21 protein-coding genes are annotated in these 20,352 nt (G+C 72.1%); 7 read left to right on the top strand and 14 right to left on the bottom strand.

Annotated elements, in window-relative coordinates; all coding sequences use genetic code 11:
- Positions 1-17: 17 nt before the first annotated feature.
- The 3 genes from JOD46_RS08050 to JOD46_RS08040 are packed head-to-tail and all read right to left on the bottom strand — an operon-like array spanning position 18 to position 3,148.
- Entirely contained in the window at positions 18-995 is a 978-nt protein-coding gene (locus JOD46_RS08050) for a glycosyltransferase family A protein (protein WP_204393189.1), read from the bottom strand.
- Complete coding sequence (locus tag JOD46_RS08045; protein WP_204393187.1) at positions 988-1,917, bottom strand: NAD-dependent epimerase/dehydratase family protein; 930 nt, start codon at positions 1,915-1,917, stop codon at positions 988-990. Before JOD46_RS08045 ends, JOD46_RS08050 begins: the two co-directional genes overlap by 8 nt.
- Positions 1,910-3,148, bottom strand: coding sequence for a rhamnosyltransferase WsaF family glycosyltransferase (locus JOD46_RS08040; RefSeq protein WP_204393185.1), 1,239 nt, complete (start codon positions 3,146-3,148; stop codon positions 1,910-1,912). Before JOD46_RS08040 ends, JOD46_RS08045 begins: the two co-directional genes overlap by 8 nt.
- A gap of 144 nt (positions 3,149-3,292) precedes the next feature.
- Between JOD46_RS08040 and JOD46_RS08035 the strand changes: the two genes are divergently transcribed.
- A complete protein-coding gene (locus JOD46_RS08035; RefSeq protein WP_204393183.1) occupies positions 3,293-4,159 on the top strand; it encodes a glycosyltransferase family 2 protein in 867 nt (288 codons plus the stop codon).
- A 57-nt stretch (positions 4,160-4,216) separates the two neighbouring features.
- Here the strand turns inward: JOD46_RS08035 and rfbA are convergent, their stop codons facing one another.
- Entirely contained in the window at positions 4,217-5,083 is an 867-nt protein-coding gene (gene rfbA / locus JOD46_RS08030) for a glucose-1-phosphate thymidylyltransferase RfbA (RefSeq protein WP_204393181.1), read from the bottom strand.
- 4 nt (positions 5,084-5,087) lie between these two features.
- Positions 5,088-5,699: a dTDP-4-dehydrorhamnose 3,5-epimerase family protein gene (locus JOD46_RS08025; protein ID WP_204393179.1), complete on the bottom strand. Its 612-nt coding sequence runs from the start codon at positions 5,697-5,699 to the stop codon at positions 5,088-5,090.
- 78 nt (positions 5,700-5,777) lie between these two features.
- Here JOD46_RS08025 and rfbB point away from each other — a divergent pair, with 78 nt between their 5' ends.
- The 3 genes from rfbB to JOD46_RS08010 all read left to right on the top strand — a co-directional run bounded on the left by rfbB (position 5,778) and on the right by JOD46_RS08010 (position 8,867).
- On the top strand, positions 5,778-6,776 hold the full coding sequence (rfbB, locus tag JOD46_RS08020) for a dTDP-glucose 4,6-dehydratase (protein ID WP_204393177.1): 999 nt from the start codon (positions 5,778-5,780) through the stop codon (positions 6,774-6,776).
- A 2-nt stretch (positions 6,777-6,778) separates the two neighbouring features.
- The gene (gene rfbD, locus JOD46_RS08015) at positions 6,779-7,630 is read left to right on the top strand and encodes a dTDP-4-dehydrorhamnose reductase (RefSeq protein WP_204393175.1); all 852 of its coding nucleotides are present in this window, start codon (positions 6,779-6,781) and stop codon (positions 7,628-7,630) included.
- A 100-nt stretch (positions 7,631-7,730) separates the two neighbouring features.
- A complete protein-coding gene (locus tag JOD46_RS08010; protein ID WP_204393173.1) occupies positions 7,731-8,867 on the top strand; it encodes a glycosyltransferase in 1,137 nt (378 codons plus the stop codon).
- 82 nt (positions 8,868-8,949) lie between these two features.
- Here the strand turns inward: JOD46_RS08010 and JOD46_RS08005 are convergent, their stop codons facing one another.
- From JOD46_RS08005 to JOD46_RS07995, 3 genes are all read right to left on the bottom strand, one after another.
- Positions 8,950-10,311 carry an LCP family protein gene (locus tag JOD46_RS08005; RefSeq protein ID WP_204393171.1) on the bottom strand — a complete coding sequence of 454 codons (1,362 nt, stop codon included), beginning with the start codon at positions 10,309-10,311 and terminating at the stop codon, positions 8,950-8,952.
- Complete coding sequence (gene purE / locus JOD46_RS08000; RefSeq protein ID WP_204396413.1) at positions 10,308-10,775, bottom strand: 5-(carboxyamino)imidazole ribonucleotide mutase; 468 nt, start codon at positions 10,773-10,775, stop codon at positions 10,308-10,310. Before purE ends, JOD46_RS08005 begins: the two co-directional genes overlap by 4 nt.
- 112 nt (positions 10,776-10,887) lie before the next feature.
- A complete protein-coding gene (locus JOD46_RS07995) occupies positions 10,888-12,018 on the bottom strand; it encodes a 5-(carboxyamino)imidazole ribonucleotide synthase (RefSeq protein ID WP_307834961.1) in 1,131 nt (376 codons plus the stop codon).
- 82 nt (positions 12,019-12,100) lie between these two features.
- Between JOD46_RS07995 and JOD46_RS07990 the strand changes: the two genes are divergently transcribed.
- On the top strand, positions 12,101-12,721 hold the full coding sequence (locus tag JOD46_RS07990; protein ID WP_307834960.1) for a GtrA family protein: 621 nt from the start codon (positions 12,101-12,103) through the stop codon (positions 12,719-12,721).
- On the opposite strand, the gene JOD46_RS07985 is transcribed toward JOD46_RS07990, so the two are convergent.
- From JOD46_RS07985 to JOD46_RS07975, 3 genes are all read right to left on the bottom strand, one after another.
- A complete protein-coding gene (locus JOD46_RS07985; RefSeq protein ID WP_204393165.1) occupies positions 12,688-13,545 on the bottom strand; it encodes a DarT ssDNA thymidine ADP-ribosyltransferase family protein in 858 nt (285 codons plus the stop codon). The genes JOD46_RS07990 and JOD46_RS07985 overlap by 34 nt on opposite strands.
- 102 nt (positions 13,546-13,647) lie before the next feature.
- Complete coding sequence (locus JOD46_RS07980; protein ID WP_204393163.1) at positions 13,648-14,223, bottom strand: PH domain-containing protein; 576 nt, start codon at positions 14,221-14,223, stop codon at positions 13,648-13,650.
- Between the two features lie 8 nt (positions 14,224-14,231).
- Positions 14,232-15,089 carry a biotin--[acetyl-CoA-carboxylase] ligase gene (locus JOD46_RS07975; RefSeq protein ID WP_204393161.1) on the bottom strand — a complete coding sequence of 286 codons (858 nt, stop codon included), beginning with the start codon at positions 15,087-15,089 and terminating at the stop codon, positions 14,232-14,234.
- Positions 15,090-15,199: 110 nt separating this feature from the next.
- Here JOD46_RS07975 and JOD46_RS07970 point away from each other — a divergent pair, with 110 nt between their 5' ends.
- Together JOD46_RS07970 and JOD46_RS07965 are read left to right on the top strand one after the other, a co-directional pair.
- Positions 15,200-16,825: an acyl-CoA carboxylase subunit beta gene (locus JOD46_RS07970; protein ID WP_204393159.1), complete on the top strand. Its 1,626-nt coding sequence runs from the start codon at positions 15,200-15,202 to the stop codon at positions 16,823-16,825.
- Positions 16,826-16,834: 9 nt separating this feature from the next.
- The gene (locus JOD46_RS07965) at positions 16,835-17,068 is read left to right on the top strand and encodes an acyl-CoA carboxylase epsilon subunit (protein WP_204393157.1); all 234 of its coding nucleotides are present in this window, start codon (positions 16,835-16,837) and stop codon (positions 17,066-17,068) included.
- A 356-nt stretch (positions 17,069-17,424) separates the two neighbouring features.
- Here JOD46_RS07965 and JOD46_RS07960 read toward each other — a convergent pair whose 3' ends face one another.
- The 3 genes from JOD46_RS07960 to JOD46_RS07950 are packed head-to-tail and all read right to left on the bottom strand — an operon-like array spanning position 17,425 to position 20,349.
- Positions 17,425-18,432, bottom strand: a complete 1,008-nt coding sequence (locus tag JOD46_RS07960; protein WP_204393155.1) for a DUF8320 family protein — start codon at positions 18,430-18,432, stop codon at positions 17,425-17,427.
- Positions 18,429-19,664 carry a sensor histidine kinase gene (locus JOD46_RS07955; RefSeq protein WP_204393153.1) on the bottom strand — a complete coding sequence of 412 codons (1,236 nt, stop codon included), beginning with the start codon at positions 19,662-19,664 and terminating at the stop codon, positions 18,429-18,431. Before JOD46_RS07955 ends, JOD46_RS07960 begins: the two co-directional genes overlap by 4 nt.
- Positions 19,651-20,349: a response regulator transcription factor gene (locus JOD46_RS07950; protein WP_204393151.1), complete on the bottom strand. Its 699-nt coding sequence runs from the start codon at positions 20,347-20,349 to the stop codon at positions 19,651-19,653. Before JOD46_RS07950 ends, JOD46_RS07955 begins: the two co-directional genes overlap by 14 nt.
- Positions 20,350-20,352 lie beyond the last annotated feature (3 nt).

The raw sequence follows: 20,352 nt of genomic DNA, 5'->3' as shown, positions 1-20,352 counted from the left end.
TCCTTCTGCGATCGGGGTCAGCCCCGCTTGCGGCTGTGCTCCAGCGAACCGGCGGCGATCGCCTCGGCATCGGTGAGGTCGACCAGGGTCGACGGACGGTACGCGGCCCACTTCCTCACCTGGTAGGCCGGGTTGACCACGAGCCAGTAGGCCTTCCGCTTCCACGAGTAGTCGCGGTCCCGGAGGATCCGCAGCGTGTCGCCGAGGATGCCACGCACGGTGAGCCGCACCTGCGCGCCGCGCGTCATCGGCGGGATGGGGAACCCGATCTGCCGCAGCCCGACGGTCTCGTCGAAGATCCGCTTGCCGTACTCGCCGAGCGTCAGGTCGTTGGAGTGCTCGACCGCCGCGCGCGGCGCGTAGGCCTTGCGGTAGCCGGCCTCGACGAGGTCGCGGCCGAACAGCTGGTCCTCGGCGTACCGCACGTCGCGGTACGGGATCACCTCGGTGAGGAACTCGCGTCGGGCCGCCGAGTTCACGTCGGAGTAGAACCCGATCGCGCTGAGCACGCCCTCGTCGGTCATCGACGGGTCCTTGTAGAACACCGACGTGCCGAAGTCGGGGCCGAACCCGGCGAACATGCCCTGGATCTCGTACTTCAGCAGCGGGAAGCATCCGGGACGAGGCACCTGCTTGCCCATCACCCCGACGATGCGCTCGTCGATCGCGAAGGGTGCGATGAGCTCGGCGAGCCACCGCTCCCCGATCGGCACGGCATCGTGCGTGAGGTAGGCGACGAACTCGCCCCGGGCGAGTTCCGCCGCGAGGTTCCGGGTGCGACCGTGGCCGAACTCTTCGTTCGGGATCTCGTGCAGCCGGACCTCGGGGAAGCGGCGGACGATCTCGAGCGTGCCGTCGGTCGAGCCCGAGTCGATCACGAGCACCTCGAACGGTCCGTCGATCTGCTGGATCCGCAGCTGTCGCAGGATGCGCTCAAGGTAGTCCTCGCCGTTGTAGGTGAGGATGGCGACGGTCGCTATCGGTCGGTCAGTCATCGGGATGGCTCCGGATCTCCTCGTACGTCAATCGGACGCCCTCGTCCAGCGAGGTCAATCGGGTCTCGCCGAACTCGGCGCGGAATCGCGAGGTGTCGAGGACCACGCGATCGACGAAGGTCGGCGGCTTCGGCCGCTCGTCGATCGCGAACTCGCGCCCGACCACCGTGCGGAGCGAGGCGAACACCTCGTTGACCGAGTGCCCGATCCCGCTGCCGAGGTTGTAGAGCCGGTATTCGGTCTCGCGCCCCACGAACGGCACGATCATGTGCACGAGGTCCTCGACGTAGACGTAGTCGCGCACCATCGTGCCGTCACCGAACCGGATGACGGGCTGGCCGAGCGCGATCTGACGCAGCGCGATGGGGATGAGTCCCTGCTTGCGGTTCGGGCGCTGCCGCGTGCCGTACGGGTTCGAGACCCGCAGGACGGTGGACTGGAGGCCGTGCTTGGCACGGAAGTAGCTGAGGTAGTGCTCGATCGTCAGCTTGCCGATCGCATACGGCGAGATGGGCAGGGCCCGGTCGGTCTCCGCGTACTCGGCCTTGTCCTGGGGCCCGTAGATGGCGCCACCGGTGGACGCGAAGTACACGTGGCCGACTCCCGCGGCCACGCACGCCTCGAGCAGCTCCACCGTCTGCGCCACGTTCGTGCGGATGTCGAGCGTCGGGTCGGCCTCGGCCGTGGCCGGGGTCGTCGTCGAGAGGAAGTGGAACACCACGTCCTGGCCGGTCACCGCCGACTCGAGGTCGGCGCGGCTGAGGAACTCGCCCTGGACGACCTCCACCCCCTGGGAGCGGAACGTCGGCTTGGACGAGCTGAATCGGTCGAACGCGCGCACGGCGTGACCCGCGCCGACGAGCGCATCGACGAGGTGCGAGCCGATGAAGCCGTTGGCCCCGACGACGAGCGCCCTAGCCACGCATGGCCCTCTCGAATGCGGCGACGAACTGCGCTCCCGAGTCCTCCCAGTTCACGTCTGCGACCGAGGCGGACATCGCGAGCGCGCGCTCGGCCGCGTCGGGCCGGTCGAGGACCTCGGCCATGCGGCGCGCCATCGCCCCCGGTGACGCCGGGACGTACTCGATGTAGGGGTTGTCGGAGACGAGGCGGTTGTTCGGCCCGTCGTTGACGACGGGAGCCACGCCGGCCGACATCAGCTCGAGCGGCAACAGGGACATGTTCGACAGCGACATCACGAGGCCCGCGCCGCACCGGTTGTACACCTCGTTCAACTCGGTGATGTCGAGTGTGGCCAGGTTGCGGTACTCGAAGGGGATCTCCCACGACGAGACGTCCCAACCCGCGAGGTTGATCGGCACGTCGGGCTTCAGCCGGTTGAACTCACGCAGTGCGAGGACGCCGAACTCGAACGCGCGACGGGCCGTCACGGGACGGGCGTAGAAGAAGACCTCGTTGCGCGGCCCGGTGTTGCTGACGCTGTAGTGGGTCTTGTCGACGGCGAAGTCGAAGTGGTCGGTCGCCATGCCGTACTCGTCGTGCAGCTTGCGCGAGAGCCATCCGCCCGCGGTGATGCCGTGGAAGCCGAAGCGGTAGGTGTTCTCGGCGAGCAGGGATTCGGTGCCGAGCGGGTAGAAGCTGGGCTCGAAGTCCTGCACGAAGTAGAACCGCCGGGCGGGCGAGGGGTCGAGGTACGCGGGATACGCCGTCTCCCAACCGGTGGCGAAGATCGCCTGAGTGCCTGGACGCACGCCCTCGGGGCCGTACATCACGATGTCGGCATCGACGTCGGTGTACGCCGACCGCGACTTCAGCATCGCCCGGATGTCGGGGATGCTGACGGGCGCATCGTGGCTGCGGTACAGGTAGACGGTGCAGCGGTGGCCGGCGAGTTCGGCGAAGCGGATGAAACGGAACAGGTTCTGGTGACCGCCGCTCGCGTCACCGGGAGGGGACATGATCCACGCGATCTCGACCGGACCATCGGCGACCGTCACGGGGAGCTCGAGCGCCGGGGGCCGGACCGTCCAGTCCACGCGCGATGCGTCGCCGAGGTCGACAAGCATCGCCGGCTTGTGCCGCATCAGCTTGGAGTGCGCCTTCGCCAGCACGCGCGCGCTGAACTCCCTCGGACCCTCGTCACGGAGGATGCGGAACGGACGCAGGAGCTTCTGGACTGCTCGCGAGGCCAAGAGGTTGAGTTCCTTTCGTAGGGCGGGGCCCGCGGTGGCGCGCCGCCCGTCGCAGCGCTCCGACCCCAACGCCGACACGCAAGTCTAGCCCGCGGTACCTGAGGGTGCTCGGACGGGCCTGCGTCCCGCCTATGATCGGATGCGATGCCCTCCGCCACCCTCGACCGCGTCGCCGTGGTGACCGTCTCCTACAATTCAGGCGGCCAGTTGCCGGCCTTCCTGGATTCGGTCGCGGCGCTCTCGACCCGCCCCGGCTCGGTGGTCGTCGCCGACAACGCCTCGGCCGACGTCGCCGAGACGCGCTCGCTGACGGCCGCGCGAGGGGTGCGGTTGGTCGAGCTCGGCGAGAACGCGGGATACGGCGCGGCCGTGAACGCCGCCGTGCGCGCCCTTCCGCCCGGCGTCGAGTACGTGCTCGTCTCCAACCCGGATGTCGCCATGTCGGCCGACGCGCTCGCGGTCCTCGTCGACGCGCTCGACCGGCAGCCGGCCGCCGGGGCCGTCGGGCCGCGCATCCTGAATCCCGACGGCACGACCTATCCCTCGGCCCGCAACCTCCCGTCGCTTCGCACCGGCGTGGGCCACGCCCTCCTCGGCACGCCGTGGCCCACGAACCCGTGGACCCGCGCGTATCGCGCGGAGACGCAGTCGCCCGATCGGCGCCGCTCGGTCGGATGGCTGTCGGGCGCGTGCGTGTTGGTCCGGCGACGCGCGTTCGACGAGGTGGGCGGCTTCGATCCGGGCTACTTCATGTATTTCGAGGACGTCGACCTCGGGCTCCGGCTGGGACGGGCCGGGTGGCTGAACGCGTACGAACCCGATGCGGTCGTCACGCACATCGGCGGCCTCAGCACCAAGAAGGAGTCGAGGCGGATGGTGCTCGCGCACCATCGCAGCGCCGAGCGGTTCCTCCGCCGCAAGTACGCGTCGCCGCTGCTCGCGCCCCTGCGCTGGGCGCTCGTGGCGGGCCTGCGACTGCGCGCGTGGGTCGTCGTCCGACGCGCAGGCTGACGGCTCCCGACTGGCTCCTCCCGACGGCGTGGGTCGGCAGGCTCGGTGTGCCGGAATTCAGACGGTGCCGGCGAGACGGCGGAGGTACGCGCCGTACCCGCTCTTGACGAGCGGCGCCGCGAGCGCGAGCAGCGCCTCGGAGTCGATCCACCCGGCACGCCAGGCGATCTCCTCGATGCAGCCGATCTTGAAGCCCTGGCGGTCCTCGATGACGCGGACGTACTCGGACGCCTGCATCATGGACTCGAACGTGCCGGTGTCGAGCCAGGCGGTGCCCCGGTCGAGCACCTGCACGTGGAGCTTTCCCTGCTGCAGGTAGCGCTCGTTCACCGTCGAGATCTCGAGCTCGCCGCGCGCGCTCGGCTCGATCGTCTTCGCGATCTCGACGACCGAGTTGTCGTAGAAGTAGAGCCCGGGCACGGCGTAGTCGCTCTTGGGCTGCGCCGGCTTCTCCTCGATCGAGACCGCGCGGAAGTCGTCGTCGAACTCGACGACGCCGTAGGCCGTGGGGTCGCTCACCTGGTACGCGAAGATGAGGGCGCCGTCGATGTCGGTGTGCTCGCGCAGCGCCGAGCCGAGCCCCGTGCCGTGGAAGATGTTGTCGCCCAGCACGAGCGCGACGCTCTCGCCGCCGATGAACTCCTCGCCGATGATGAACGCCTGGGCGAGTCCGTCGGGCGAGGGCTGCACGGCGTACTCGAGGCGGATGCCGAGCTGGGAGCCGTCGCCCAGCAGCGCGCGGAACTGCTCGTTGTACTCGGGCGTCGTGATGATCAGGATCTCGCGGATGCCCGCCATCATGAGCGTCGACAGCGGGTAGTAGATCATGGGCTTGTCGTAGATGGGCATGAGCTGCTTCGAGATGCCCTTCGTGATCGGCCAGAGCCGCGTGCCGGACCCGCCGGCCAGGATGATGCCCCGCATCGGGTCAGTTCCCCTTCTCGTTCAACGACGCATAGTAGGCCCGGGCAGCGTCCCAGGTCGGCAGCAGCCCGGATGCCGCGGCCTCGGCGAGGCTCGGCGCCTCGGCGTCCTTCGGCGACAGCAGCGGCTCGCCCGCCGCCTCGGGGAAGACGAGGCCGACCTCGGGGTCGAGCGGATGGATGCCGTGCTCGCGCTCCGCGTGGTATGTCGATGAGACGAGGTAACTCACCGTGGCGTCGTCCGTGAGGGCGATGAAGCAGTGCCCGAGGCCCTCCGCCAGGTAGACCGCGCGACGATCGACGTCGTCGAGGAGCACAGAATCCCACGTCCCGAAGGTAGGGGAGCCGACCCGGATGTCGACGACGAAATCCAGGACGGCGCCGTGCGTCGCGGTGACGTACTTCGCCTGGCTCGGCGGGATGTCGGCGAAGTGGATCCCGCGCACGACGCCACGTCTCGACACCGAGGTGTTCGCCTGCGCGAGGTCGAGCGGATGCCCGACCACCTCGGCCAGGCGATCGAAGCGGTACCACTCGAGGAACACGCCGCGGTCGTCGCCGAACTGCTTCGGCGTCACCTCGTAGGCGTCGGGGATCGTCAGTTCGCGGATCTGCACCGGCCGAGTCTAGCAATCGGGCTCTCCTCGGCAGGGCTCACGGCCGGCTCCGACGGGCCGCCTCGGTAGGATGTCGGGGTGTCAAGACTCCTCGTGACCGGCGGCGCCGGCTTCATCGGCTCCAACTTCGTGCACTACGTCCTCGCGAACACCGACCACTCGGTGACCGTGCTCGACAAGCTGACCTACGCCGGCAACCTCGCCTCGCTCGACGGGCTGCCAGACGACCGGTTCCGCTTCGTCAAGGGCGACATCTGCGACGCCGAGCTCGTCGACGGGCTGTTCGCCGAGCACGACGCGGTCGTCCACTACGCGGCCGAGAGCCACAACGACAACTCCCTCGCGAACCCGCGCCCGTTCCTCGACACGAACATCATCGGCACGTACACGCTGCTCGAGGCGGCGCGGAAGCACGACATCCGCTTCCACCACATCTCGACCGACGAGGTCTACGGCGACCTCGAGCTCGACGACCCGGCGAAGTTCACGGAGCAGACCCCGTACAACCCGTCGAGCCCGTACTCCTCGACCAAGGCGGGCAGCGACCTGCTCGTGCGTGCCTGGGTGCGCTCGTTCGGGGTGAAGGCGACGATCTCGAACTGCTCGAACAACTACGGCCCGTACCAGCACGTCGAGAAGTTCATCCCGCGACAGATCACCAACGTGCTGCGCGGGGAACGCCCCAAGCTCTACGGCAAGGGCGAGAACGTGCGCGACTGGATCCACGCGAACGACCACTCGTCCGCCGTCCTCACGATCCTCGAGAAGGGCGTCATCGGCGAGACCTACCTCATCGGCGCCGACGGCGAGCGCAACAACAAGGAGGTCGTCGAGCTCATCCTCACGATCCTCGGGCAGCCCGCGGACGCGTACGACCACGTCGTCGACCGCCCGGGCCACGACCTCCGGTACGCGATCGACTCGACGCGCCTGCGGACCGAGCTCGGCTGGGAGCCGCGCTTCTCCGACTTCGAGGCCGGGCTCGCCGACACGATCGCGTGGTACCGCGACCACGAGGCCTGGTGGGCGCCGCAGAAGGACGAGACCGAGGCGAAGTACCAGGCGCAGGGGCAGTAGACGTGCGCGTGCTGATCACGGGCGCGAACGGCATGCTCGGACGCGACCTCCAGGTGGCGCTGTCCGGCCGGCAGGTCACCGCGCTCGGGCGTGCCGACCTCGACGTGACGGATGCCGCGGGCGTCGCCGACGCGGTTCGCGGCCACGACGTCGTGGTGAACTGCGCCGCCTACACGAAGGTCGACGACGCCGAGGCGCACGAGCAGGAGGCGTACGCCGTGAACGCGACCGGCCCGGCGAATCTGGCCGCGGCGTGCGCCGCGACGGGGGCGCGGCTCGTCACGATCTCGACGGACTACGTGTTCGACGGGAACGCGACCGAGCCCTACGCCGAGGACCGGCCCCGCGACCCGATCAACGCGTACGGCCGCACGAAGGCGGCCGGCGAGGAACTGGCGCTCGCGGCGCACCCGTCGGGAACCTACGTGGTCCGCACCGCCTGGCTGTACGGCGCGCACGGGCCCAACTTCGCGCAGACGATGCTGAACCTCGCGAAGACCAAGGACACCTGGTCGGTGGTCGACGACCAGCTCGGCCAGCCGACCTGGACGGCCGACCTCGCCGACCAGATCGTCGCGCTGCTCGGCTCCGACGCCCCCGCCGGCATCTACCACGGCACGAACGCGGGGCAGGCGACCTGGTACGAGTTCGCGCGCGCGGTGCTCGAAGAGTCCGGGCTGGATCCCGAGCGGATCACCCCGACGGACAGCTCGTCGTTCGTGCGGCCGGCCCCCCGGCCGTCCTACTCGGTGCTGGGCCACGCCGCGTGGGCCACGGCCGGCCTCCACGAGATGCGCCCGTGGCGTGAGGCGCTCTCCTCCGCGGTGCGGTCCGGCGCCCTCCGGACGACCTGACCGCGGCTCGATCCGCGGGCTGTGGACAGCGGCGCGCGTGTCCGCTGCGATCCGACTAAGGTGGGCGGATCGGATGGGGGCCCGCTGCGAAAGGAGCGACGTGACCACCACCCTTCGGCTGATCGTCGACCAGATCGTCGCGCCCGCACCCGGGCCGATCGGCCGGTACACGCGCGAGCTGGCACGCGCCCTCGTGGCGACCGCGCCGCGCGGCTGCGAGGTCGAGGGCATCGTCTCCTCGTCGCTGCCCGGCGACTACGACCGCGTGCTGGCCGAGGTGCCGGGGTTGGCCGGGCTCTACAAGTCGTCGCTCGCGCGGCGCGAGCTCGCGGCGGCGTGGCAGTTCAACCTCACGACCTCGCCCGGCGGCGGGATGATCCACGGCACGAGCCTCTTCGCGCCGCTGCGCAAGCACGACCGGGAGGCGGGCGACCAGGTCGTGGTGACCGTGCACGACGTGCTCGCCTGGACCCACCCCGAGGCGCTCACGGCTGCGTCGGTCGCCTGGCAGAAGGGCATGCTCAAGCGCGCGCGCCGGCACGCCGATGCGGTGGTCGTCACGACCCACGCGCTCGCCGAGCGGTTGCAGTCGATCGCCGACTTCGGCGATCGGGTGCGCGTGATCGGCACCGCGCCGCGGGCCGGCCTCGTGATCGGGGCCGACGCCGCCGAGCGTGCGGCGCGTCTGCGCCTCCCCTCGACCTACGTCGCGGTGGCGGGCACACTCGAGCCGCGGAAGGGGCTCGTCGACGTGCTGGCTGCGCTCGGCCGCCCCGGCGTTCCCGACGTCGGGCTCGTCGTCATCGGGCCCGAGAGCTGGGGCGACCAGCACCTCCCGGCCGTGGCGGAGGAGTACGGCGTCGACCCGCGGCGGCTCCGCGTGGTCGACGACCTCGACCCGCGCGACCTGGCGGTCGTCCTGGCCGCGGCCACGGCCTACGTCGCGCCGGCCCACGACGACGAGTCCGGCACCGAGCTCATCGAGGCGTTCAGCCTGGGCACCCCCGTGATCCACTCCGAGACGCCCGCGTTCGTCGAGATCTCGGCCGGATCGGGCCTCGCGGTGCCCGTCGGCGTGGGGGATGGCTTCGTCGACCGCCTCGCGGCGGCGATCACGCGCGTGGTCGAGGACCGCGCGCTCGCCGAGCGGCTCGCGATCGCCGGCAGCGACCGCGCCCGCGCGTACAGCTGGCGCGACTCCGCCGAGCGCGTCTGGCACCTGCACGCCGACCTCTGACCGCGCCCGGGCGCGGCGCGTCGGTCGGGCGGTCCGGCGCCCGGGGCGGCCGCCGGACCGCGCCCGGTCGGCCGCCGCGGCCTCAGCCCGTCGGCTCCGGCGTCGGCGGCACCAGGGCCGCCTGCACCATCGCGTGGATGGCCTCGTAGTCGGGAGCGGTCGGGTCCACGCCGTTGTCGGGCACGAGCTCGACGTCGATGATCGGGAGCTTCTTCGATTTTCCGGCCAGGTCGACGAAGTAGCCGAGCATCGACTGCGGCACGTCGGTCTTGACCACCTGCGATCCGGCGGCCGCGACATCCTGGAACTTCGAGAGCACGTTCGCGGGGTTGAACTGGGCGAGCATGGCCTCCTGCAGCTGCAGCTGGCGCGCCATCCGGTCGTAGTCGCTCGTGCCGTGGCGCGAGCGCGCGTACCACAGCGCGTGGTAGCCGTCCATGTGCTGCTCGCCGGCGGGGATCCACTCGGCCACGGTGGTGAACGTCTCGTCGGCGTGGATCGGGATGTCCTGCGGGACGTCGATCGTGACGCCGCCGAGCGCGTCGATGAGCTGCTGGAACCCGGCCATGTCGATCAGCACGTAGTACTGGATCTGCAGGCCCGTGATGCCCTCGGCCGCGTCGCGCATGGCCTCGATGCCGGGCTCGCTGCCCTCGGCGACGGCGTCGGGGTAGAGGTCGGGGCTCTTCAGCTCGACCTCGGTGTAGATGGAGTTGAGCTGGCAGACGTCGACGTCGCAGACGCCGTCGGTGCCGTAGCCGTCCGGGTAGGTCTGGCGCAGCGGCGACGTCTCGTCGAACGGCGCGTTCGCGAGATCACGGGGCATGCCGATCGTGACCGCCTGCCCCGTCTCGGCGTCGACGCTGACGACGCGGATGCTGTCGGGGCGGAGGCCCTCGCGATCGGGGCCGGCGTCGCCGCCGAGCAGCAGGAAGTTGTAGCGCCCGTCGATCGGCGGTTCGCTCGGGCCGGCCACGAACACCGACGAGAGGAAGCCGCTCGCCGTCGTCGCGACGTACGCGCCGTACGCGGCCGTGCCCGACACGAGCACCATCGCGACGACGCCGAGCGCGGCGATCGCGGCGCGGGCCGACGGCGCGGTCTTGACGAGTCGCACGAGCCGCAGGGTGTCGAGCGTGAGCACGAGCCACAGTCCGGCGTAGAAGACGAGGCCGATGGCGATGACCCACAGTGCGATGCTGTTCGACGCGATCGTGTACAGCACCGCCGGGGACACGAACCACAGTACGATGGCGAGGGCGGCCAGCACCCACAGGGTGAGCGTGGCGCCGAGGCCGAACCGGCCCATGCGCCGATCCCCCGCGAGCACCTGCGCCGATCCGGGGATGAGGATGTTCAGGCAGACGAGCCACCAGCCGCGCCGCGTCATGAGCGGGCGGGATCGGGTGTCCGGGTACCGGATCGGGCTGTCGGCGAGGCTCATCGGCTGGACTTCAGTCGCTCGTTCTTCTCCTCGACGAGCGCGGCGAGCGACTCCGCGTAGCGCGCGAGCGCGTCGCCCAGCGCATCGTCGGAGGTGGCCAGGATCTTCACCGCGATCAGGCCCGCGTTCTTCGCGCCGCCGATCGACACGGTCGCGACGGGCACGCCGGCGGGCATCTGCACGATCGAGAGCAGCGAGTCGAGCCCGTCGAGTCGCGACAGCGGCACGGGCACGCCCACCACGGGCAGGATGGTGACTGAGGCGAGCATGCCGGGCAGGTGCGCGGCGCCGCCGGCGCCCGCGATGATGACGCGGATGCCGCGGCCGGCCGCCGCCTTGCCGTACGCGATCATCTTCTCGGGCGTGCGGTGCGCCGACACCACCTCGACCTCGTGCGGAACGCCGAACTCGTCGAGCAGCTCGGATGCCTCGCGCATCACGTTCCAGTCGGAGTCGGAGCCCATCACGACGCCGACGAGGGGGGTGGGGTTGCCTGCGATCACCCGAACGATATTAGGGCTGCCGACTGGAAGATGCCGGAGCGGCGCTCCGCGAGGGCGCGGGCCCGCGGCCGTCTCAGTCCTGGAGGGCCGCCGCCGCGGCGCGTGCCTCGTAGACGGCGGCGTCGAGGTCGGGCCCGACCGCGGTGACGTGGCCGACCTTGCGGCCGGGGCGGGGGGCCTTGCCGTAGTTGTGGACCTTCACGGTGGGGTGCCCGGCGAGCGCCTCGGCGTACCGGTCGGTGAGGGAGCCCTCGGCCGGTCCGCCGAGCAGGTTCACCATCACGGACCACTCGTCGTGGGAGCCGGTGCCCCCGAGCGGGAGGTCGAGCACCGCGCGCAGATGCTGCTCGAACTGCCCGGTGGTGCAGCCGTCCATGGTCCAGTGGCCGGAGTTGTGCGGGCGCATCGCGAGCTCGTTCACGAGCACGCGGTCGTCGGTGGTCTCGAACATCTCGACCGCGAGGACGCCCGTGACCCCGAGGCCCTCGGCGACCGAGATCGCGACGTCGGCCGCCACGTCGGCGAGCCGGCCCGCCGACCGGGGTGCCGGCGCGATGACCTCGCTGCACACGCCGTTCACCTGGACCGTCTCGACGAGCGGCCAGGCCGCGACCTCGCCCGACGGCCGGCGCGCGACGAGCTGTGCGAGCTCGCGGCGGAAGTCCACCAGCTCCTCGACCAGGAGGGCGCCCTCGCGGCCGTCCTCGCCTGCGGCGACGAACCACTCGGCGACCTCGCCGGAGCCGCGCACGACCCGCACGCCCTTGCCGTCGTACCCGCCACGCGGGGTCTTCACGACCGCGGCGCCGCCGTGGTCGGCGATGAACGCGTCGAGCTCGTCGGGCGTGGCCACGCGCCCCCACTCGGGCACCGGCAGGCCGAGCTCGTCGAGCCGGGCGCGCATGAGGAGCTTGTCCTGCGCGTAGCGCAGCGCATCGGGGCCGGGCCGCACGGGGACCCCGGCGTCGACCAGGGCACGCAGCACGTCCTGCGGGACGTGCTCGTGGTCGAAGGTGACCACGTCGACCTGGCGCGCGAACGCGAGCACGGTCTCGGCGTCGGTGTAGTCGCCGACGCGCTCGGCCGCGAGCGCCGCGGCCATGCCCTCGCCCTCCGCGAGCACGCGGAGCTCGACCCCGAGCTCGAGCGCCGCGGGGATCATCATCCGGGCGAGCTGCCCTGCACCGATCACTCCGACTCGCACCGGTCCGAACCGTCCGTTCCCGCTGCGCCCCGTGCGCCGCGACACCCCAGTCTACGGCGCGGCCGTGTGCGAGGATCGGGGGGTGCCCGACACGCTCCGATCACTCGCGTCGCGGGCGTGGCACGGGTTCCTCGCCTACCTCGTGAAGTTCGGCGTGGTGGGACTCATCGGCTTCGTGATCGACATCGCGCTCTTCAATGCGCTGCGCGTCGGCCTCCTCGGCGAGGGCACGTGGGCGCAGTCGGCGATCGGCGCGAAGACGATCTCGACGAGCGTCGCGATCGTGTTCAACTGGCTCGGCAATCGGTACTGGACCTTCCGCCGCCACCGCCGGCGGCACGCCCTGCGCGAGTTCGCCGAGTACGCGATCGTGTCGCTGGGCGGCATGGCGATCGCGCTGCTGTGCCTGTGGATCAGCCACCACCTGCTGGGCCTGACGAGCCTGCTCGCCGACAACATCTCGACGAACGTGATCGGGCTCGCGCTCGGCACGGCGTTCCGGTTCCTGCTCTACCGGTACTGGGTGTTCGGCCAGCACCGCTCCGACGGGCTCTCGAACCGCGCTCGCGTCGAGGAGGCGCAGCGCGCGCTCTTCGAGGAGCCCCCGTTCGAGCGATCGTCCGAGGACGCGCCGCTCGACTCCGCGCCGCTCGAGGACCGGGGTCCGGGCTACTCGCCTCCGCCGAGGAACCAGGGCGGGTAGACCGCGACGCGCACCTTGGCGCCGACCGCCTGGAGCGCCGCACGCACGCGATCGCGGACGCGGTCGTTGGCCACCGCGATCAGGGCGACGCGCTCGAGCGGGACGCTGCCGTGCACGAGCACCTCGGCCGCGCGCATCCCGGCGCCCTCGTCGGCGAGCGTCAGGCGCACGATCGCCCGCTCGGCCTCGGGCCACGTCGCCGCGAACGAGGCTCCGCCGATCGCGGCATCCGTCTCGCTGACCGCGACCTCGCCGGGGGTGCGCAGGCGGGCGCCGGCGGCGGCCGCGATCGAGGTCACGAGCAGCACGTGGTCGGCCGCGGGGCGGCGCACGGCCTCCTCGGACAGGCGCGGGTCGGGCGTGCCCGTGCGGATCGCATCCCAGACGTGCGCGTCGGTCGAGAGCAGGAACGGCACGAACTCGGCGACATGGGCACCCGTGTCGCCGACGGTCGCCGTGCGACGGTAGGCGCGGGCCGCGGGCGCCGCGAGGTCGACGGCCGGCGCGGCCGGCGGGTCGCCCGCGTCGGCGAGGATCGCGCCCGCGCCGAGGATCCGGCCGAGGTTCTCGATGTGCGTCAGGTGGTACAGGCGCGTGGCGCCCGCGTCGACGGGCGGCGCCGAGGCACCGGCGACGCGGCCGGCGCGAGCGGATGACGCAGTGCGCGGTGCCCGGCCCTGGCCCGGTCGCGTGGCCGCCGTCCCGATCCCCGCCGGCCGGGTCGCGCGCGTGCGCGGGGCGCGGGCGGGCGTCTCGGGCTCAGGCGGCGGGGAGCAGATCGCGCAGAGACCCTCGTCGAAGCCGTGGATGCATTCCTCGCCCAAGTGGTGGTGCCTTTCTCGCCCGGCGCGCCGGGGGTGCGCGCCGCCCGACTACAGTACGCGCTCCGGCCGGGTGCTCGTGCGCGGGATGGACGGCACGACCGCTCAGCGGCCTCCCCACGACACGGTGTCGCCCTCGATGGCCGACGACGAGCCGAACGCGGAGGGCCCGACCGCCGGCCCGCCGAGCGAGTGCGACTCGGCCATGAGCTCGTGGAGGGCCGACTGCACCGCGAGGGGCGCCGGGATGTCGCGCAGCACGACCGGCACCTCGTGACCGGTCTCGAGGCGGACGTCGCCTGATCCGATGACGCCCTGGAGCCACGAGCGGCTCACCTGCACGTCGTAGCCGCGGCGGTGCCACAGCTCGCGGCGCACCCGGACGAAGAGCCCGCGGCGGACGATCACGCGTCGCGTCGTGATGGTCGTGCGCGAGGCGAGCCACGCGAGGTACGGCAGCGCGCACCCGAGCACCACGACGAGCGCGGCGCCGATGAGGACGGCGAGCTGCGGCCATCCCTCGAGCGCGGGCACCAGGTAGGCGGCCGCACCGACGGTGGCGATGAGCAGGACGGCGGGCAGCACGAGCACGCGTCCGTGGCGGCGGACCCGCGCCACGACGTGCTCGTCCTGCGGTCCGATCGGTCCGGTGATCGCCGGCCCGGTGCTCGCCTCCCCCATAGGCCCCATTAATACCTCAGGTGCGTGACGTCCCCCGCGGCGACAGCCTGCTCCTCGCCGTTCTCGCGGTCCCGGACCACGAGGCGACCGTCGTCGTCGAGCCGCTCGGCGACGCCGAGGAGCTCGTCTCCGCCCGGCAGTTCGACGCGCACCTCCTGGCCGAGCGTGCCGCACACGGCGCGCACGCGGTCGGCCACGCCGCTCGCGGCCGCGTCGCCGCCGGCCGCGACGAAGCGGCCGACGAGGTCGAGCAGGCGCGTGAGGTAGCCGCTCAGCACGGCGTCGCCGTCGGGACGCCGGCCGGTCACGAGCTGGAGCGAGGTCGAGGTGAGCGTGGGCAGGTCGTGCTCGTCGAGCGTGAGGTTGAGGCCCGCGCCGATCACCACGGCGCCCTCGGCGACCAGCTCGGAGAGGATGCCGCAGACCTTGTACCCCGAGATCAGCACGTCGTTGGGCCACTTGAGCTCGACCTCGACGCCGCCGGTGCCGTCGTCCTCACCGCCGCGGTCGACGGATGCCGCGGCCACCGCGTCGCGGACCGCCTCGGTCATCGCGACCCCCGCGATGAGCGGCAGCCATCCGTATGCATCCGACGGCAGCGGCCGGACGGCCGCGTCGGGGCCGTCCCCGGCCTGCGCGGGGCGCAGCAGCACCGAGATCGCAAGGGTCTTGCCCGTCGGCGCGAGCCAGGTGCGGCCGAGGCGCCCGCGGCCGCGCGTCTGGTCGTCGGTGACCACGGCCGCGCCGTGCGGCCACGCCGCGGCATCCGCCCCCGTCGCCGCCTCGCGCAGCACGTCGTTGGTGGACCCGGCGGTGTCGAGCCACTCGAACCGCGGCACGCTCGCTCGCGATCGCTCCCACTGCATCCCGGCCTCCCGTCCGTCGGGTTCAGGCTAGTGTCGCGGGCGTCATGGCGTGCCGATCATCACCAGGTGCCGCGCCCTTTTTGTGGGAATCCCTCAACGATCCGGCCCGGATGCGCGCCGGTAGAGTGAACGGCGTGACCGAATCGACGACCGACGGCCCCGACCTCTCCACCACCGCGGGCAAGCTCGCCGACCTCAAGCAGCGCTATCACGAGGCCGTCACGGCCTCGGGCGAGGCGGCCATCGAGAAGCAGCACGCCAAGGGCAAGATGACCGCGCGCGAGCGCATCGCCGAGCTGCTCGACCCCGGCTCGTTCGTCGAACTCGACGAGTTCGTGCGGCACCGCACCCACGCCTTCGGCATGGACGCCAAGCGGCCCTACGGCGACGCGGTCGTCACCGGCACCGGCACCATCCACGGGCGCCAGGTCGCGGTGTACTCGCAGGACTTCACGATCTTCGGCGGCTCGCTCGGCGAGGTCGCGGGCGAGAAGATCATCAAGGTCATGGAGCTGGCGCTGAAGACCGGCGTGCCGATCATCGGCATCCTCGACTCGGGCGGCGCGCGCATCCAGGAGGGCGTGGTCGCGCTCGGAAAGTACGGCGAGATCTTCCGCCGCAACACGGCCGCGTCGGGCGTCATCCCGCAGATCTCGATCGTGTGCGGTCCGGCGGCCGGCGGCGCGGTCTACTCCCCAGCGCTGACCGACTTCGTGATCATGGTCGACAAGACCAGCCAGATGTTCGTCACCGGCCCCGACGTCATCAAGACGGTCACCGGCGAGGACGTCGGGATGGAGGAGCTCGGCGGTGCGCTCACGCACAACACCGTCTCGGGCGTCGCCCACTACCTCGCGAGCGACGAGTCCGACGCGCTCGACTACGCGCGGACGCTCATCTCGTTCCTGCCCGACAACAACATGTCGGAGGCGCCGGTCTACGAGGCCGACGTCGAGCTCGAGGTCACCGACGAGGACCGCCGACTCAACACGGTCATCCCCGACTCGCCGAACCAGCCCTACGACATGCACGCGGTCATCGAGGGGATCGTCGACCACGGCGACTTCCTCGAGGTGCAGCCGCTGTTCGCGCCGAACATCGTGATCGGCTTCGCGCGCGTCGAGGGCCGCTCGGTCGGCATCATCGCCAACCAGCCGAGCCAGATGGCGGGCACGCTGAACATCGCCGCGGGCGAGAAGGCCTCGCGGTTCGTGCGCTTCTGCGACGCGTTCTCGATCCCGATCCTGACCCTGGTCGACGTCCCGGGCTACCTGCCCGGGACCGACCAGGAGTGGACCGGAGTGATCCGCCGCGGCGCGAAGCTGCTCTACGCCTACGCCGAGGCGACCGTGCCGCTCGTGACGGTCATCACCCGCAAGGCCTACGGCGGCGCCTACATCGTCATGGGCTCGAAGCAGCTCGGCGCCGACATCAACCTGGCCTGGCCGACCGCCGAGATCGCCGTCATGGGCGGCCAGGGCGCCGTGAACATCCTGTACCGCGGCGAGATCAAGCGGGCCGAGGAGGCGGGCGAGGATGTCGCGGCCGTGCGCACGCGCCTGGCCAACGAGTACACCTACAACGTGGCCTCGCCGTTCCTCGCCGCCGAGCGCGGCGAGCTCGACGGCGTCATCGAGCCGGCCGCGACGCGCGTCTCGGTGACCAAGGCGTTGCGGGCGCTGCGCACCAAGCGCGCGAGCCTGCCGCCGAAGAAGCACGGCAACATCCCGCTCTAGGAGGCGCGCATGACCACCGCATCAGGCGAGGCGAACGGCGCCGAGTCGATCGACCTCACCTTCCTCACGCGCCGCGTCTCCGCCGACGAGGCCGCGGCCGTCACCGCCGTGCTCGTCGCGGCCGTGCGCGAGGAGCAGTCGGCGCCGCCGCCGCCGGCGCGCAGCGAGTGGGCGCATCCGCGATCGGCCGTGCGGCCACCGATCGAGGTCGGCCCTCGTCGCTGGGCGTTCTCCGCACGCTGACCCGTCCACCGCCATCGGCGGCATCGGTCGGACGCTCCCCCGTGTCCCCCGTTCGCCGACCGCGCGCGACGCCGCCGCGCGCCCCGATCGGCGGGGTCGCGGGTCGCCGGTCCCCCGCATGTCCCCCTCGGTGTCCCCCGAAATGCTGACTTCGCAGCGGCCGCCGGATCCGTACGATGGAGGTCAACGGACTCCACAGGAGCCGTTTCCGTCACCGGCTGGGTAACCGGTGGCGCTCTGGGGGCGAGTCAGGGCGATATTCGGGTTGTCGCCGTGACTCGGGCTTGCTGGGGGGTCGGTAGGGGCCGACCCCCCGCTTCCCTGTCCGGGCGGATTCGCCGCCGACGGCGAAGCGGTCAGCCGGCGCGCGGGATCTCCATCCAGAGTTCGACCTCCGCGTCCTCCGATTCGGCGACCTCGTCGTCGCCCCCGCCGCGCAGCCCGACCACCGTCACGGCCACCGGGGAGCCCTCGCCGGCCGTGCGCGCGATGACCCGGTCGGCGCGCGTCGTGTCGAGCGCGTCCGCGAGCTGCGAGAGCACGCGATCGCGGGCCGCCTCGTCGAGGTCGTCGATCCCGCCCTCGTCGAGCAGCGTCACCGTCGCCCCGCGGTCGCGCGCGCGCTTGACGGCCTGCCGCACGGCGTCGGTGAGGAGCATCCGTCCCCGGATCTCGTCGCGGATGGCCGCTTCGAGCGTGCGGCACTCGCGGCGCTCCGCGTAGGTGAGCTCGTGCTCGCCGTCGGCGATGCGCCGCAGCATGGGCGCGGCGATGCGCTGCGTCTGGCCGAGTCGCATCCGGCCCTCGAAGAGGTGCGCGTCCTGTGCCGCCTGCCACGCCGCCGCCTCGCGTTCGGCCTGCGCGTAGCGGCGCGTGGCGCGCGCGGCGCCCGCGAGGGCCGCCGAGAGCATGTGCGCGATGCCGACCCACACGATGCTGCCGATGACGCCGAGCGCACCGAGCGCGAGCGGGCCGCTCCACATGACCGTCTGCACGGCCAGCGCGATGACGCCCAGCCAGGCGGCCACGAGCTGGCGGCGGGCGGCGGTGATGGTCATGAGCGTGCCGACCGCGGCGACGTACCACGTGGCATAGCCGTTGTCACGGCCGGGGACGAGCTGGCTGGTCACGAGCAGCGGCAGCACGATGCTCACCGCGAGGTTCAGGGCCGCGAGCCAGTCGGGCATGCGCGCGCGGCGGACGGGCCAGAGGCTCAGCACCGTCGCGATCGTGTAGAGCACGAGCGCGACGACGGCCGGCCACGGCGAGGCGGGCACGTCGAGCGAGTAGATGCCGAGCACGACGTGGTAGCCCGAGAACATCGCGGCCAGGACGAGGAGGAGCCAGCGGGGGACGGAGATCACGACGCACCCCCGTCGACGCCCGCCGGCCACGCGAGCGTGACCCGCGTGCCGCGTCCGGGCTCGGACTCGATGCGGGCCGAGCCGCCGGCGTTCGCCATGCGCTCGTCGATCGAGACGCGCAGGCCGAGCCGGCTCGCGGGCACCTGCGACGGGTCGAACCCCGACCCGTTGTCGACCACCTGGATGACGCAGCCGCCGGCGCCGACCCCGCGGATCTCGAGCTCGCGGCGCACGCGGCCGATCGGCCCGTCGGCGTGCTGCACGCTGTTCACCATGGCCTGCAGCGCGGCCGACGAGAGCGCGTCGACGGCCTCGACGGGCAGCTCGACGCCGCTCGTGTCGCTCACGCGTACGACGAACGGCGCGGAGAACCCGGTCACCGCCGCGCGCAGGCGCCGCGCGAGCACCGAGACGTCCGCACGGTCGGCGGTGCCCGGCACCTCGATCGCGGCCTCCTCGAGCCGCCGGAGCGCGTCGCCCGCCATACGCGAGGCGAGCTGGCGCTCGGCCGGCGTGCGCGCGGCCGCCGCCGAGAGCAGCGTGGTGAGCACGCTGTCGTGCACGAGCGCGTCGACCTTGACGCGCTCGATCTCGTTGGCGTGCTGTCGCGCCACGACGTCGTAGCGCTGCAGCGCGGCCTCCTGCGCGGCATCCACCGACTCGGCCGCCTGGCGCAGCATGGTGATGATCACGAGCACGACCACGCCGAGGATGACGGCGTACATCGTGTCGAGCACGGCGAGCAGGGGCGGGGCTGCGCCGCCCGAGGGCGTCAGCCGGACGATGCCGTAGATCGCGGGCACCGCGGTCGTGTACGCCGTCGCGGGGGCGGCCGGCACCGAGATCACCGAGGCGGTCGTGGCCACCGTGCAGAGGTAGTACAGCCACGGCGTCTGCTGCTGCATGCCGGCGGTGTCGACCACGAGGAAGGGCCACGCCAGCAGGCACAGCACGTACAGCGTCGCGAAGGCGAGGGCTGCTCCGCGCACGGCGACGCGCGTGAAGGTCGCCGCGGCGAGCGCGGCGATCGCGCCGTACAGCACGGCCATCATCGCCGCGCCGGCGCCGTCGACCAGAAAGGCGGACTGATCGATCGCCGTGGGCACCGTCTGCGCGCCGAACACCAGGCCGAACGCCCCGAGCGCACGGCCCGAGACCGTCTCGACCTGGGCGCGGCTGACCGCCGCGCGACGCGGCGCGAGCCGGCTCGCGCGCCAGTCAGCGGCGACCATCACCGGCCTCGGCGTCGAGGCCCGGCAGGATGCCGTCCTCCACGGCCCGGCGGAGCAGGTCGACCTTGGTCGGGGCGGGACGGCCGACCTCGACGTACTTGGCTCGGATGCGGTCGAGGTACTCGCGCGCGGTCGAGTGCGCGATGCCGAGCTGCTGGGCGACGAGCTTGAGCGGCAGCCCGGACGCGTAGAGGTGCAGCACGTCGCGTTCGCGTCGGCCGAGCTGGTCCTTGGCGAAGTCGCGGTCGGCCTCGATCGCGCTCGCCCACTCGACGTTGTTCAGCGCCTCGCCGCGGGCGACGGTCGCGATCGCGGCGATCACCGCCGAGGTCGGCGACGACTTCGGAATGACGCCCGCCGCGCCCGCGGCGAGCGCCTCGCGCACCGCGGCGACGCGGTCGGCGATGCTGTGGACGAGGACCTGGCTGCCCGCCGCGAGCACGGCACGCACGTTGTCGGTCACGCTCGACCCGTCGCCGAGCGAGAGGTCGAGCAGCACCACGCGCGGCGGCTCCGAGCCCGGATCCTCGAACGCGGCGAGCAGCGTCGGCACGTCGGCGGTGTCGGCGACGACGTCGTAGCCCGCCTCGCGGCACGCCGCGCGCAGCCCGAGTCGCACCGCCTCGTGGTCGTCGACGATCGCCACGGTCGTGGCCGCCCGGCTCCCCTCGGCCTGCTCCGTCACTCG

This window comes from Agromyces aurantiacus (genome assembly GCF_016907355.1).
Taxonomy (GTDB): domain Bacteria; phylum Actinomycetota; class Actinomycetes; order Actinomycetales; family Microbacteriaceae; genus Agromyces; species Agromyces aurantiacus.
This window is presented reverse-complemented; position numbering and strand designations above follow the sequence as displayed.

Excerpts from the sequence above, each read along its gene's own strand:
- rfbA (WP_204393181.1), bottom strand. The coding sequence starts at position 5,083 with ATGCGGGGCATCATCCTGGCCGGCGGGTCCGGCACGCGGCTCTGGCCG.
- JOD46_RS07955 (WP_204393153.1), bottom strand. The coding sequence starts at position 19,664 with ATGGTCGCCGCTGACTGGCGCGCGAGCCGGCTCGCGCCGCGTCGCGCG.
- JOD46_RS07965 (WP_204393157.1), top strand. The coding sequence starts at position 16,835 with ATGACCACCGCATCAGGCGAGGCGAACGGCGCCGAGTCGATCGACCTC.
- JOD46_RS07975 (WP_204393161.1), bottom strand. The coding sequence starts at position 15,089 with ATGCAGTGGGAGCGATCGCGAGCGAGCGTGCCGCGGTTCGAGTGGCTC.
- JOD46_RS07970 (WP_204393159.1), top strand. The coding sequence starts at position 15,200 with ATGCGCGCCGGTAGAGTGAACGGCGTGACCGAATCGACGACCGACGGC.
- JOD46_RS08050 (WP_204393189.1), bottom strand. The coding sequence starts at position 995 with ATGACTGACCGACCGATAGCGACCGTCGCCATCCTCACCTACAACGGC.
- JOD46_RS08005 (WP_204393171.1), bottom strand. The coding sequence starts at position 10,311 with ATGAGCCTCGCCGACAGCCCGATCCGGTACCCGGACACCCGATCCCGC.
- JOD46_RS08035 (WP_204393183.1), top strand. The coding sequence starts at position 3,293 with ATGCCCTCCGCCACCCTCGACCGCGTCGCCGTGGTGACCGTCTCCTAC.
- purE (WP_204396413.1), bottom strand. The coding sequence starts at position 10,775 with ATGGGCTCCGACTCCGACTGGAACGTGATGCGCGAGGCATCCGAGCTG.
- JOD46_RS07980 (WP_204393163.1), bottom strand. The coding sequence starts at position 14,223 with ATGGGGGAGGCGAGCACCGGGCCGGCGATCACCGGACCGATCGGACCG.